Here is a 13,278-nt window from a genome sequence, read left to right on the forward strand (position 1 = left end):
AATGTCCTTCAACATTTTTAAACTCGCTGGCCTCGTCATTTTCCTCTACATGCTGCTGCCAACGATTTTGGGCCGTACACTGCACCTGGGGGCGCTCTACCGGGGCAGTAAAAAATCGGGCATGGTTGCCCTAACCTTTGACGATGGCCCTGATCCCCGCTATACTCCTCAGGTGCTGGATATTCTAAAAAAATACCAGGTGAGGGCCAGTTTTTTTCTGGTGGGTCGGCATGCTGAACAACACCCCCATCTGGTCAAGCGAATCATGGCGGAAGGTCACAGTCTGGGCACGCACGGTTACAACCATCGTTTTGTTTGGCTGCAGAACCCTTTGTCTGCCATTCAGGAAATAAGAAAAGGGATAAAAACCATAGAAGGCATTACCGGTAAAGTCCCCCTTTTTTTCCGTCCTTCCTGGGGGGTATTTAATCTTTTCACCTATTTATATCTGTTGTTGGCCCGGCAGCGGACAGTACTTTGGTCTTTAATGAGCTGGGATTGGCATCCCCGTTCATCCCCGGACCGCATCCATGATATTGTGAACCGCAAAATAAAAGCCGGTGCCGTCATTGTTTTTCATGATCGCTGCACCAAGCCGGGCGCTGCGGACGACGGCCCTGCCAAAATGGTGGAAGCCCTGCCGAAAATCCTGGAGTCCCTGCAGCTGAAAGGTCTCCGGCCCGTCAGCCTGGATGAATTCATGCTCTGTCAGGATGCGGCAATATTGAAAAAATGCCTGCGCGGTCTTTGGCAGGTATGGGAGTTTTGTTTTGACCGCCTGGCGGGTCTAAAACCCGTTGGCGGGCAGGAAAGCAACCTGTTTCGCCTAGCGGTGCGGAATTACCGGGGCCAACAGATGGAATTACCCGACGGTACTTTACTGCTCCCCGGAGATAAGGTGGGGGAACTTCATTTCAACAATGAGTTTCTGCAAAGGATCACTGCAACGGCCCGTTCACTGGAACTGATAGGCATTATGCTGCTGCGGGAAACCAGACGTTCGCTCCCCCTCCTGGCCAAGGCGGTTTCGCAGGACCCCACTTACCAGGGAATTAAAGCCTTGATCGGTATTACCATGATTCACAGGGGAACTTCCCAACTGGGGTTCTCTGTATACGATCTGACCCCCGGTATTCGTTCCATTGTGGCCTGGTACCAGCGCTGGCTGCTGTTCCTGCTACACCCCGGCGGTCTTTCCCACCTGCGGCGCCAGTGGAATAAACTGGTCCCCAAAAAGGTGGTGATATCCAGACAGGAACTGTTGAAACGCTATTTATCGGACGGCGTCTCCTGGTCCGAAAGCGGAAACACCAGGCCGGCAAAGGGAACCATCAATGCCCGGTAATCAGGCCCGTGTTTCTCAATAATCATTTTTTCTGCCGTTGCCCAGTCCTCGGCATTTTTAAGAAGTGGTACCGGATTTTTTGATTTGGCTAAATCGGAAATCAGGATCACTTCTTTATTTTTTAAGACGTTGCAAAGAACGTAGGCTTTATGCCCCCCCAGTACAAATCCCTGCTCCTGAAACCGTTTCACTACATCTTCGGGCCTTTTCCCCTGTTCCACCCACTGTTGAAACACCGGTTCGCCCATGCCTTCCTGGCAGCGGGCCAGCAACACAACAGTTCCACCGGGTTTTGCCAGCCTGGCGCCGTTTATCAGAGCCTTCACCGACTGATACAGGTTTAAATCCCTGGGGTATCCCCCGGCGCCGGCCACCACCACTTCTTCCGGCGTTGGTAATGTTTGACGGTAAATCCTCTGACAGTACCTGCACCCTTCCAACCAAGAAGATGTAAGCTCCCCGGCAAAACATTTAACTATATCATTTTGTTCGTTGAGAATCACGTTAACACCGAAGTACACTCTCAACCGCTCGGCCGCCTCCAGCATCTGGTGATGAATGGGGTTGTTCATAATCTTACCGGGCCCCACCCCCTGATTGGTCATCATCCGGTGATTTTGTTCTATGGTTTTCCTTCCTGCAACACCAGGTAGGATAAGTTTTGGTCCCCCGGAAAAACCGGCCAGATTGTGGGGCATGATGCATCCGGTTGTGATGACCATATCGGCTTCGGCCACCCGTTTGTTAACATATAATTCAGCTCCGCCTGTCAGCGTACCCAGGTTGACCAGGTCTTTGTCGCAATCGTGATTAAGGAAAGGGTACTGACCGGCCAGACTTCCGAATACCTCTTTGATTTCCGTTTCGGTATTCGGCCGGTGGGCCCCGGTGGCGATGATAAACTGAACTTGTTCCTTTTTAACGCCGCCTGCCAGGATTTCCCGCAGGACTGCTTCTAAGATTTCCTGATAAGGAATGGGTCTGGACACATCCGTAACCAGGATTACAATGGAACCGGGTCCTTTTCTCTTGACAATTTCCTGCAGGCGGGGACTTGCTATGGGATTACCAAGGGATTTTTCAATTTCTTCCCGGGGGTTAGCGGCAGCCGGTAAGCCAGAACCAACTATGCCGGCAATGTTGTGGTCCTTTATTTGAACAGGTACGGTTTGGTGACCATAATGAAACGGTATTTCCACGGGAACACCTCCACCTTTAGTTTGTCCAAAAACAACGGCAGGACACTTGTCGTGTCCTGCCGTTGTTACCTTCCTTCAACCGGCCTTTCAGCGGTTTGCACTGAAATCTTAATTGTTTTACCCTGGCGGAATACTTCCACTTCCACCTTTGATCCCACTTTCTTTTTCTGTATGAGTTTGATTAAATCATCGGGACTTTCGACCTTACTGCCGTCGATACTTAAAATAATGTCCCCTTGTTTAATGCCCGCCCTTTGGGCCGGCCCGCCGGGCACAACCCCGTACACGACGGCGCCCCCAGATCCTTCGAAATTAAGATAATTGGCTATGTCCGGGGTCACCGGCTGGATTTGTACACCCAGCCAGGATCTTTTCACTTTTCCCTGCTCAATTAATTCATCCAAAACTGCTTTGACGGTACTGGTGGGGATGGCAAAACCAATTCCCTGGGCTTGGGCATTGATGGCGGTATTAATACCGATAACCTCACCGTTAAGATTGAGTAACGGCCCGCCGCTGTTGCCCGGGTTGATGGACGCGTCGGTTTGCAGCAAATGTTCAAAGGTGCGGTTATCAATTTCCAGGGGCCTCTCTTTGGCACTGATAACTCCGATGGTTACGGTATCCTCCAGCCCAAAGGGACTGCCAATGGCGATGACCCAGTTCCCTACCCGGATCCGGTTGGAATCACCCAGAGGAAGCGTGGGAAAGTCGTTGCCGTCAATCTTGAGAACTGCCAGATCAAGGGAAGGGTCTGCGCCCACCAGTTTGGCCTGGTAGGGTTTTTTGTACCCTTTCACCAGAACGCTGATCCTTTGGGCGCCCTCAATGACATGTTCATTGGTAAGAATATAGCCGTCCTTTGAGATAATGAATCCCGAGCCAAGGCCACTCTGGTATTGAGGCTCCGGACTGATACCGAAAAACTGGCGGAAAAACGGGTCATTAAAGAAAGGATTAGGATATCCTCCCACCTCAACCACCGTGTTTATCTTGACCACGGCCGGTCCCGCCTTTTCCACGATATCGGCAATGGTATCCGGCCCTACGCCGGGAACACCGGCATCCGCCACCCCCTCCTGTTGACGTGCGGTGTTTTGTTTTGGTGTGATGTCTTTAATCAATGTACACCCGGATGCAAACATGATGCCGGATAAAAAAGCCAGGACTAATGTAAAAACTGCAATGTTTCTCCATCTCGTCATTCTTTCGACCTCCCACTATTATTATAGTTTTGACGATAGGCCTGATTTATTTGCTATTCATCGATCTCCTGCGAATATGGAAAGTTCCGGTATAGAATAAAATCTCGGCCAGGCCAGGATTTTATTCATTGCGTTTTATTTCCGATTTCCTGGTCCCCTGTCAGGTATTCAATTTCATCCACTACACGACTGATCACCACGTTACGGTAGTCTGACAGTTCTATTTCAATCAAATCGGTTACCGGTTTTCTCGCTTTGTCATACAATAATCTTACCCGGGGATATAAAGAAAATCCTTTTGTTGTGCACACCACCACGGCAATTTCCCTTGAACTCAGTTCCACAACGGTTCCTGCGGGATAAGCAGCAATATTGGCAAGAAAGGGTTCAATAATATGATAAGAAAACAGGTAATCCCCTGCCCCGGCAATCATTTCATAGGCTTCATGGGGTGGAAATGCTTTGCGGTAAACGCGGTCCGCCGTCAGGGCATCATACATGTCCACCATGCCGGTTATTTGGGCGAACTCGTGAATCTCTAAATCCTTTAATCCCTGAGGGTAACCTGTACCACAGTAACGTTCGTGGTGCTGGTAAACCACCAGCCGGGACAAACTGCTCACATGGGGATTTTTACTGAGAATTTGCAGCCCGTATTCAGGGTGTTTTTTTACAATATTGTATTCTTCTTCCGTTAACGGCCCCGGTTTGTTTAAAATCTCCTTGGGAACAAGGATTTTACCGATATCATGTAGTAAGGCGCCCATTCCCAAGTGAAACAGTTTTGGGCGTTCATAGCCCAGGAAAATTCCTGTCATAAGCGCCAGAACGCATACATTGACTGAATGAGCGAACACATAATCATCCAGGGATCTTATGTCTATCAGTTCTACCATTAATTTGTTGTTGTTCAACAGTTGGTCAATAATTTCATTAATGGTGGAGTAAACCCTTTCCATTTCCTTTACGTTACTCCCCAGTGACAGGGAATGGGTCTTTAGCAAGTCTTTCACTTGTTTTACGGCTTTTATCCGGGTCTCATCAGATATTACGTCGTCCACTTGAATGTCCGGCAGAAGGCCGTCATCAATGTATAACGACGGGATCCCCAGCAACCTTAAGCGCGCAATGTATCTTTCATTCAGTATGACCCCGGCATTCAAAAGTACTTGACCGTTACTGTTGAAAACCGGGCGCCCGACCTTCATGCCGGGTTTTACATGTTGTAGAGACACCCGCCGCATAATATACCTCCGCCAGTTGTTGCTGGTTAAAATATTCTACTTTTTCCTTTAAATTCCTCTGTTTTTTGCATATTTAAAATTTTTTCACACCATCTTGCTATTTCCTGGCAAATATGTTTGATGTTTGATAAAATATTAATTTTTTCTTAAAGGTGAAGATAAGGTGGTTTTCGAATTAATCAGTTATTATATAGTAAATAAAAGGGGGGGGCGTCTATGTTCTTCTCGGTAACAAAAAAGATTCTCCTTGGCTCCTTTATCACAGTTTTATTTTGCTTAACGGTTATTGGTCCCACCGGTCTTAAAGTTGCTCTGGGAAGCAAAGCGATTTATCGAAAAGAAACAGACGATAAAATTGTGGCTCTAACCTTTGATGACGGCCCGGACCCCCGGTACACCGTTCCCATTCTTGATACGTTAAAGAAATATCAAGCGCCGGCCACCTTTTTTATGGTAGGCAATAATGTAAAAGCCTATCCCGAAATTGCCAGAAAAATCGTTGCAGAAGGCCATGAAGTGGGCAACCATACCATGACGCACCCCAGGCTTACCGATGTGACTCCGGAGGAAGCCTTTGTCGAAATAGAAAGCGCCTATCAAACCATTATTGATGTAACAGGCGCCGTGCCTGTGTATTTTCGCTCCCCGAAGGGCCTGACGACAGATTATGTTGAAAAAACGGCTGCCTCCCTGGGCATGAAGGAAATTCTCTGGACGGTGACCATAGAAAACCGTTCTGCCACAACGCCGGAAGAAATGGCCGATCGAGTATTAAAAAAGGTAAAACCCGGCTATATTATCTTGCTGCATGACGGCCGACTTGACAGAATGAAAACCGTCGAGGCCCTCCCTTTGTTACTCAATGGTCTGAAGGAGAAAGGATATACAGTGGTCCCATTAGCACAATTGTTAAAATGGGATCACAAAGAAGATATGGTGTCCTATGACCCGATGGATTAATAAGATCGCACAGTAAGTCCGGTTCCCTTATACCCTTCGGGCACAGGATATCCCCCTGATACAGGTAGCGTGCTTTGATTATTCTAATTCTCTGTCGACAAGGCCAAAATATGGTCAGGCCTCATTTCATCGTAAAGCATGAAAAACCCCGTTTATCACAAATAAACGGGGTTGGTTTTGTCATAATAAACAGTATAAAATTGTGTATACAAAAAACACAAAAAGGGTTGTAATAATTAAGAGTTTGTGCTAGTATCAAGGCAAAATTCCCAGCTAAACAGAGATAGCCAAGGCTATGCGCGCCCTGGTAAAAACATAATATATAGTGTTACATGAATCACTTTGACAACATTCATTAGTTGTCACTACCTTCACGATTATTGTAGCACTCAGGTGGCGCATTGACAAGGGGTTTTGGGGAATTTTTTTAGTAGAATTTCAGGGGGGGTGTTGCTCCTACTCGGTTATCAAATCCTTAAACAATTTGTCACTTGCAGGTTTGAGGTGTTCCGCTTTGAGGGCAACCTGATGACAACCAACGTACAGGAAGAGTTTCCCTTTTGCGTCCCGGTTCCGGTTTTCTGAGACTATAATAATCGTGGGGGGATTTGTTATGACAATGAATGATTTTGCCGCATGGGCCCAGGCAAAAATGGATAAATGCAACGTTCATGATGAGATTGAAACCAGTAAACTCATCGTGGAGATCATGAAAAAATTCTTTGCCATCGGCCGGGAAGAACAAGAAAACTCTGAAGTTAATTAACATATAACCAAAGTGCTTGTGCTGCCTGATTAACTACACCATAGGTATCTTTGTGAATATATTTGGCCATTAGCTTTTAACCTTTAGCCATTGGCTTTTGGTTATTGGTTATTGGCCTTTAAACTTTGTGGTATCCTAAAGAAATACCTAAGAGACCAACAACCAAAAACCGACCCGAAAGACTTACCCAAAATAAAAGCCAAAGGTTAATGGCCAATGGCTAAAGGCCGAACCAAAACTTATACTATCTGATACAGAAAGTAAACCCCGCTGATGCGGGGTTTTACTTTACTTATTTTGGATTAGAAACCCTTCATCGGGTTAGGACCGAATTCCTCAAGATCTTCAGCGAACTTGTCAATGATCTTGGGCAGTTCTGCATAATCCATAATACTGATTTGGATCATACGAACTCGTTCAGATTCCAAGCCAAGGCGGTCCAGAGTTTCGGAAACCTTGGAAAGACGGATTTCAGCCAGCTCAGAGCCCTTCATGAAGTGGCACTGATAGTCCTCACCGTGTTTGCAGCCCAGCAGCAGTACGCCGTCAAAACCCTTGGACATGGAGTCGGCAACCCATACCAGGTTCAAGGAACCAAGGCATCTTACGGGAACGATACGTACCCAGGAGTTGTACTTCAGACGGTTGATACCGGCCATATCCAGGGCGGGTATGGCGTCGTTTTCACAGGCCAGGATGAGAATTCTCGGTTTTTCTTCGTCCTCTTCAGGAACCTCTACGGCCTTCACCATGTTACCGATCATACCCACTGAGTAGTTCTTGAAGGAGATAATCCGCTCGGGGCAAGCGCCCATACAGGTACCGCATCTTCTGCAGCGGGTCGGGTTGGGCAGCGGGTTGCCCTTGGCATCTTCGTTAATGGCGCCGAAGGGACACTCTTCAGTACATCTCTTGCACTGGGTGCAGCGCTGTAAAGCAAACTCAGGATAGGACAGGTCACCGCTTCTGGGATGAACGGCTGCCCCGCCGGCAGTGGCTTCCACGCACTGGATGGCCTTTAAGGCAGCGCCGGTGGCATCGCTAACGGCCTTGGCCATATCCATGGGAGCCCTTACACTACCGCAGGCATAAATGCCGGTACGGCGAGTTTCATAGGGGAAGCAGATAAAGTGAGAATCCGGGAAACCATATTTCAAGTTGGGCAGTTCGGGACCCTGTCTGTATTGCAGGTTCAAAATCTTTTCTGCCGCTTCCTGGGTAGCAGCAGCTTCAGCGGCAGCGTCTCCCTCACCGGCAGCAGCTACAATAGCTTCCGTAGCCTTGGTGGTAGGAATCATACCGTTGGCAAGAACTACCAGATCGATATCTTCCACACGTGCAGTGCCGCCCAGCAAGATGTCTTCAGATTCAACAACCAGCTTGCCGCCGGCTTCGGTAATACCTTTGATATCACCCTTTATAAATACAGCGCCGGTTTCCTGGGCAGCCTTGTAGAAATGTTCATACTGTCCGGAACTACGGATGTCTTTGTAGAACACATAGGCCATAGCCTCAGGGGCCAGTTCTTTTAATATGATTGTTTGCTTTAAGGTTTCAACGCAGCAAGCTGCGGAACAATAGGGCAGACGCTCGGGGTCTCTGGAACCGGCGCACTGAATAAAGGCAACCTTTTTAGCGCCAATATTACCGGCCTTCGCCATTGCTTCAAATTGAGCATGGGTAATAACATTGGGGTACTTGCCATAGCCCAGATGGTCCAGTTGAGCAACATTATCCTTAGATCCGGTGGCCAGAATAATAGCGCCAACTCTTTCAGCTACTATATTGCCCCCCTGGTTAATTTCGGCATCAAACATACCCGGGCCGCCGGCAATTTTCTCGATAACAGCTCCGGTATAGACCTTAATGTTAGCATTGGCTTCGATTTCAGCAATACGTCCGGCAACATTAGGATCTTCAGGAGTTGTAAAGGGAGCAGCCATCGGCGTGGTTTTGTAAACCTTGTTTAACCAGCCGCCAAGGGTAGCTTCTTTTTCTACCAGCACAACAGGATAACCGGCTTTAGCAGACTCCAGAGCAGCAGTCATCCCGGCCAGACCACCGCCTACAACCAGAACGGCCTTGGAAAGATTTTCGCCCAGGTAAGGTGTAGGAACTTCGCCGGCCTTCACTTTTTCAATGCCCATGCGAATTTGGTCTTCGGCCAGCATTTGGGTGTCTTCGTCATTAGGTTCGTGGCTCCAGATGCACTGTTCACGAAGGTTCACACGGTCCAGGAAAACACCGGGGAATCTAAATACATCAGCATTAACACGGCTGGAGCAGGCAGCAATAATTACGCCGTCCAGACCTTGTCCTTCAATTTCAGCTTTAATTAAGTCAACACCTTCTGCAGAGCAAAGGTAATTGTGTTCTTTGCAAACCGGCACTTTATATTCCTTGGCTGCTACTTTGGTTAAAGCCGCTGCATCGAGGGCTTCGCCAATGCCGCAACCGGTGCAAAGGAAAAATCCTAGTTTTTTTGCCATTGTCTTACCCCCTCACTGAAGATTGAATGGCTTTAATGACAGCGGCTGTGGCACCTTGTACGGAGGATGCAACATCGCCCGGCTTGGCCACACAACCGGCAGCATAGATACCAGGCACAGAACCGCTTAATACAAAACCATCTACATCATAGGCAACTGCAGCAGGAACTTTGGCAACGGCAGTGGCAGGCGCCATACCGGTGGCCAGAACTACCAAATCGTACTTCAGCTCAGTGATTTCCTGAGTGATCTGGTTTTCGGCCAGAACAATAACATCTTTGGTTTCGGGATCTTCCTTAATTTCAGAAGGCTTACCCTTAATCATGGTGATGTCATATTCTTTTATCTTGTTATAGAAATCTTCGTGCTTACCCATAGCACGGATATCCATATAATAAATGGTTACCTTAGCATCAGGGTACTGTTTCTTAACGTAGCTGATTTGCTTCAGCGTGGCCATACAGCAAACAGAAGAACAGGCCTTTTGATGGTTTTCATCGCGGGAGCCGGCACACTGAACAAAGGCAATATTCTTAGGCTCTTTTCCGTCAGAAGGACGTACAATCTTACCTGCAGTGGGTCCGGTAAGAGCAGCCAGTCTTTCCATCATAAGATTGGAGATGGCATTGGCCACGGTGCCGCTACCGTAGTTAGCAAGCTTTTCTACGGGATAGGAATCCCAACCGGTGGCCCAAATGACTGCGCCAACGTTCAGTTTCATTGTTTTGGCGCCCATGGCCAGATCAACAGCCTTAAATTCGCATACTTCTGCGCACTTGCCGCAGGAGGCGCCGTTACAGGCGGTGCTGTCAATAACATATTTCATGGGGAAGGCAAAGGGCTGGGGCAAATAGACAGCTTTCGTTTTGGACAGACCAAAGTTGAAATCATCTGCCCTTTCTACCGGACATACCTCTGCGCATTTTCCGCAGCCGGTGCAGCCGTCAGTAATATAACGAGGATTGATCTTTACGGTAACATCAAAGTTACCTTCCTGGCCGGAGATATTTTCAACTTTGGCCATGGTGATAACTCTGATTTTAGGATTTTTCTTTATTCTCTGGAAGTTAATTTCCAGACCGCAGTTCGGTGGGCACAGTTTGGGGAAATACTCGTTAATTTGGGAAACTTTACCGCCCAGGTAAGGGTTCTTTTCTACCAAGAACACCTCGTAACCCACTTCGGCGGCTTCCACAGCAGCGGTAATACCACTGATACCGCCACCAACCACTAATATGCTTTTATTTGCCATTTTCTCACTCCCTAGTCCAGTTGTGGGTTAAAAAGCCATTGGATAGGTGATTACAATTACAAGAAATATAAAAACTTGCATACCCTGCCAGGAATAAAACATAAAACCAGGCGCCATGAGGACACCTGGATTTCCGGGCCCTTAAAGCGCGTTGCACCCAGGCCGTTTCACTCATTAATGATGAGCCCGTGGCCGTAGTTGGCCACGGGCCTTTAAACTATTCAGCTATTCTTGTTTCACCTGAAGGACTGATTAGTCAACCAGACGGATGATGGGACGCTTGATCATTTCCCACTCACCGGTCTTAGCATCGTACTTGCAGTTGCAGAATACTTCCCAATCTTCCTTCAGTTTGGGCTCGTCAGCACGGAAGTAGTAGCCGGGCCAACGGGTTTCTTCACGGAACAGTACGGTGCGGATGTGGGATTCAGCTTGCAGAGTTCTGTGTTTGTTTTCCCAGCATCTCATTAATTCATGCAGGTTGCGGGCAGCGAGTTTTTCGCTGTCTTCTTTCAGCATGAGCAGGTACTCAAGGCCTTTTTCCAGCAGAGCCTTGCTGGTGGTGAAGTTAGCTACAACACCGCCGGCATACTCGTCCATTAGCTTCTGCAGACGGAACATATACTGTCTGGGCAGAATGTAGTTGGGGTTGGTTTCAGGATCGGTGGTGAAACCACTGAATTCTTCCCAAACTGCCAGAGGCTTCAGAATTTCAGCCTTCAGAGCTTCGATAGTGGCATCGTCGATGTTGGGCTCCTGGTTATTTTCTACTACAAAGCGAACGGCGGATTTACCGGCAATACGACCTTCGGCGTGGGAACCGGAGGAGAACTTGTGGCTAGAAGCACCGGAAGCGTCGCCGGCAGCAAACAGACCTTTAACGGTGGTCATGTTGGTGTAACCCCACTGGTATTCCGGAGGAGCGATATCAGCAGGACCGGATACCCAAGCACCGGAAGCGCCGGAGTGAGAACCGATGAAGTAAGGTTCAGCAGCAGCGATTTCGGAAGCTTTTTCTTCAGGCGCAATGTTGCAAGCAGCCCACAGGATAGCCTGAGAAACGGTCATATCGAGGAAGTCTTCCCAAGCCTCGCTTTCCAGTTCCTTCATTTTCTTCTTGAAGGCCTTGGGATCGTCTTCGTATTTCTTAGCTAAGTTAGCGATAGCTTCAGCAGTCTGCATGTAGATGGGGCCTTTGCCTTCAGCTACATCCAGCATACCGAGGTAGTTACGCAGGTTAGCGGGGATGGGCTTAACTTGGCCATAGGGACCCCAGTTAGCCAGTTCGTCTTTACGGGTTACCATGTACTCTTCGCCTAGGGCGTTGGTAGCGCGGGATTTGAAGAGCAGGAACCAAGCGCCTACAGGACCGTAAGCATCCTTGAAGCGTACGGGGATGAAGCGAACTTCCTGGCAGGTCATTTCAGCGCCGGCCTTCATGGTGAAGTAAGCGGAGGAACCGGAGCTGAACGGAGGATACCAGGAACGGCCCAGACCTTCACCGGTGGAACGGGGCTTGAATACGCCTACGGCGCCGCCCATAGCAACGATAACGGCTTTAGCCTTGAATACGTATACTTTTTCTTCACGGGTGCTGAAACCAATAGCGCCGGCGATTCTGTCGCCATCCATGATGGGTTCACAGATGTAAACGCGCTCGTAGATGTTGTCGGTGCCAAGAGCATTCTTAGCAGCTTCGGCAACGATTACCTTGTAGGATTCACCGTTCAGCATGATCTGCCAGCGGCCACCACGAACGTAGTTGCCGTCTTCGTTCTTCCAAATGGGCAGACCCCATTTTTCGAACAGGTGAACGGAAGAGTCAACGTGACGGGCAATGTCAGCGACCTGGTCATCACGAGCGATGCCCATTAAGTCGTTCTTAACATATCTTACATAATCTTCAACGGTGTTTTCGCCTTTAGCAATACCCAGATACTGGTTGATAGCGGACAGACCCATGGCAACAGCGCCGGAACGGTCCATAGCAGCCTTGTCAACCAGAGTAACTTTTAAACCGTTTTTCTTGGCCCAGTAGGAAGCTTCTACGGCTGCGCCGCAAGCTGCCATACCGCCACCGAGGATCAGAATGTCGGTATTCACAACTACAGTTTCAAAGTTCGGCATTATATTAACCTCCTCCGATAGTTAGTTATATAAATTACTTCTTCAGACCAGGAAGTTCAGCAGTACCGATGGAGTAGGGCTCGGTGAACAGAAGCGGGCTGTTCAGGTCTTCTTGGTCTACAGTGTAGCCGCCATCGGGTTGAGCAGTACCTTCAGCGGTAGTACGGATGGGGAACTTGAAGCGCTTCAGTTGGCCGTTACGGAATTTAACGGTCCACATAATGCTGTCGGAGCTTCTGAGAGGTACGCAGCTGGCGCCCATGGGAACGAAGTCAGCATAACCACGAACGTCGATAGCCTGCTGAGGGCAAATCTTAACGCAGCAGTAGCACTCCCAGCACTGGGAAGTATCACGGTTGTAGGCTTTCATTTTTTCTTTGTCCAGAACCATCAAGTCGTTGGGGCAGATGTACATGCAAGCGGTTTTGTCCTGACCTTTGCAACCATCGCACTTTTCAGCAATTACAAAGCTAGGCATTTTTTTACCTCCCTATTGCTAATTTTTAAAGACTTTCGTCTTTAATCCATATTCATTGAGCATAGTTATTAAGTGTCTCTTGCAACAGAACTTGTCTCCCTACCGCCGGTGAGCGGATTCTCAAATGATCTCGTTCGGAAAACACCGAATGGGTATATTGACAGAAAACTCACGCACTTCAGGCAAATGCCTCCGGGGCCTACCACCTCCTCT

The 13,278-nt window shown here is 48.4% G+C and carries 10 protein-coding genes; 3 read left to right on the forward strand and 7 right to left on the reverse strand.

The window, feature by feature from the left end:
* The first annotated feature begins 1 nt into the window (after nucleotide 1).
* Nucleotides 2-1,345: a polysaccharide deacetylase family protein gene (locus BUB67_RS06830; protein ID WP_073237783.1), complete on the forward strand. Its 1,344-nt coding sequence runs from the start codon at nucleotides 2-4 to the stop codon at nucleotides 1,343-1,345.
* On the opposite strand, the gene larAH6 is transcribed toward BUB67_RS06830, so the two are convergent.
* The 3 genes from larAH6 to BUB67_RS06845 all read right to left on the reverse strand — a co-directional run bounded on the left by larAH6 (nucleotide 1,270) and on the right by BUB67_RS06845 (nucleotide 4,993).
* On the reverse strand, nucleotides 1,270-2,544 hold the full coding sequence (larAH6, locus tag BUB67_RS06835; protein WP_073237787.1) for a nickel-dependent malate racemase, LarAH6 family: 1,275 nt from the start codon (nucleotides 2,542-2,544) through the stop codon (nucleotides 1,270-1,272). The two genes, BUB67_RS06830 and larAH6, sit on opposite strands and share 76 nt — an antisense overlap.
* Before the next feature lie 65 nt (nucleotides 2,545-2,609).
* Nucleotides 2,610-3,749, reverse strand: a complete 1,140-nt coding sequence (locus tag BUB67_RS06840; protein ID WP_073237790.1) for a S1C family serine protease — start codon at nucleotides 3,747-3,749, stop codon at nucleotides 2,610-2,612.
* A gap of 125 nt (nucleotides 3,750-3,874) precedes the next feature.
* Nucleotides 3,875-4,993 (reverse strand): HD-GYP domain-containing protein, encoded by a 1,119-nt coding sequence (locus BUB67_RS06845; protein ID WP_073237793.1) that lies wholly within the window; start codon nucleotides 4,991-4,993, stop codon nucleotides 3,875-3,877.
* 216 nt (nucleotides 4,994-5,209) lie between these two features.
* On the opposite strand from BUB67_RS06845, the gene BUB67_RS06850 reads away from it, so the two are divergent.
* Both BUB67_RS06850 and BUB67_RS16610 read left to right on the forward strand, forming a co-directional pair.
* Nucleotides 5,210-5,953: a polysaccharide deacetylase family protein gene (locus BUB67_RS06850; protein ID WP_073237796.1), complete on the forward strand. Its 744-nt coding sequence runs from the start codon at nucleotides 5,210-5,212 to the stop codon at nucleotides 5,951-5,953.
* A 613-nt stretch (nucleotides 5,954-6,566) separates the two neighbouring features.
* The gene (locus BUB67_RS16610) at nucleotides 6,567-6,719 is read left to right on the forward strand and encodes a hypothetical protein (protein ID WP_200798140.1); all 153 of its coding nucleotides are present in this window, start codon (nucleotides 6,567-6,569) and stop codon (nucleotides 6,717-6,719) included.
* A 302-nt stretch (nucleotides 6,720-7,021) separates the two neighbouring features.
* On the opposite strand, the gene BUB67_RS06855 is transcribed toward BUB67_RS16610, so the two are convergent.
* The 4 genes from BUB67_RS06855 to aprB form a co-directional block, all read right to left on the reverse strand.
* Nucleotides 7,022-9,208 carry a hydrogenase iron-sulfur subunit gene (locus BUB67_RS06855; protein ID WP_073237799.1) on the reverse strand — a complete coding sequence of 729 codons (2,187 nt, stop codon included), beginning with the start codon at nucleotides 9,206-9,208 and terminating at the stop codon, nucleotides 7,022-7,024.
* A 4-nt stretch (nucleotides 9,209-9,212) separates the two neighbouring features.
* Nucleotides 9,213-10,460, reverse strand: a complete 1,248-nt coding sequence (locus BUB67_RS06860; protein WP_073237802.1) for a CoB--CoM heterodisulfide reductase iron-sulfur subunit A family protein — start codon at nucleotides 10,458-10,460, stop codon at nucleotides 9,213-9,215.
* Between the two features lie 252 nt (nucleotides 10,461-10,712).
* A complete protein-coding gene (aprA, locus tag BUB67_RS06865; protein ID WP_073237806.1) occupies nucleotides 10,713-12,587 on the reverse strand; it encodes an adenylyl-sulfate reductase subunit alpha in 1,875 nt (624 codons plus the stop codon).
* 34 nt (nucleotides 12,588-12,621) lie between these two features.
* Complete coding sequence (gene aprB, locus BUB67_RS06870; protein ID WP_073237810.1) at nucleotides 12,622-13,065, reverse strand: adenylyl-sulfate reductase subunit beta; 444 nt, start codon at nucleotides 13,063-13,065, stop codon at nucleotides 12,622-12,624.
* Between the last annotated feature and the right edge of the window lie 213 nt (nucleotides 13,066-13,278).

Source organism: Desulforamulus putei DSM 12395 (genome assembly GCF_900129195.1).
Classification (GTDB): Bacteria; Bacillota; Desulfotomaculia; order Desulfotomaculales; family Desulfotomaculaceae; genus Desulfotomaculum; species Desulfotomaculum putei.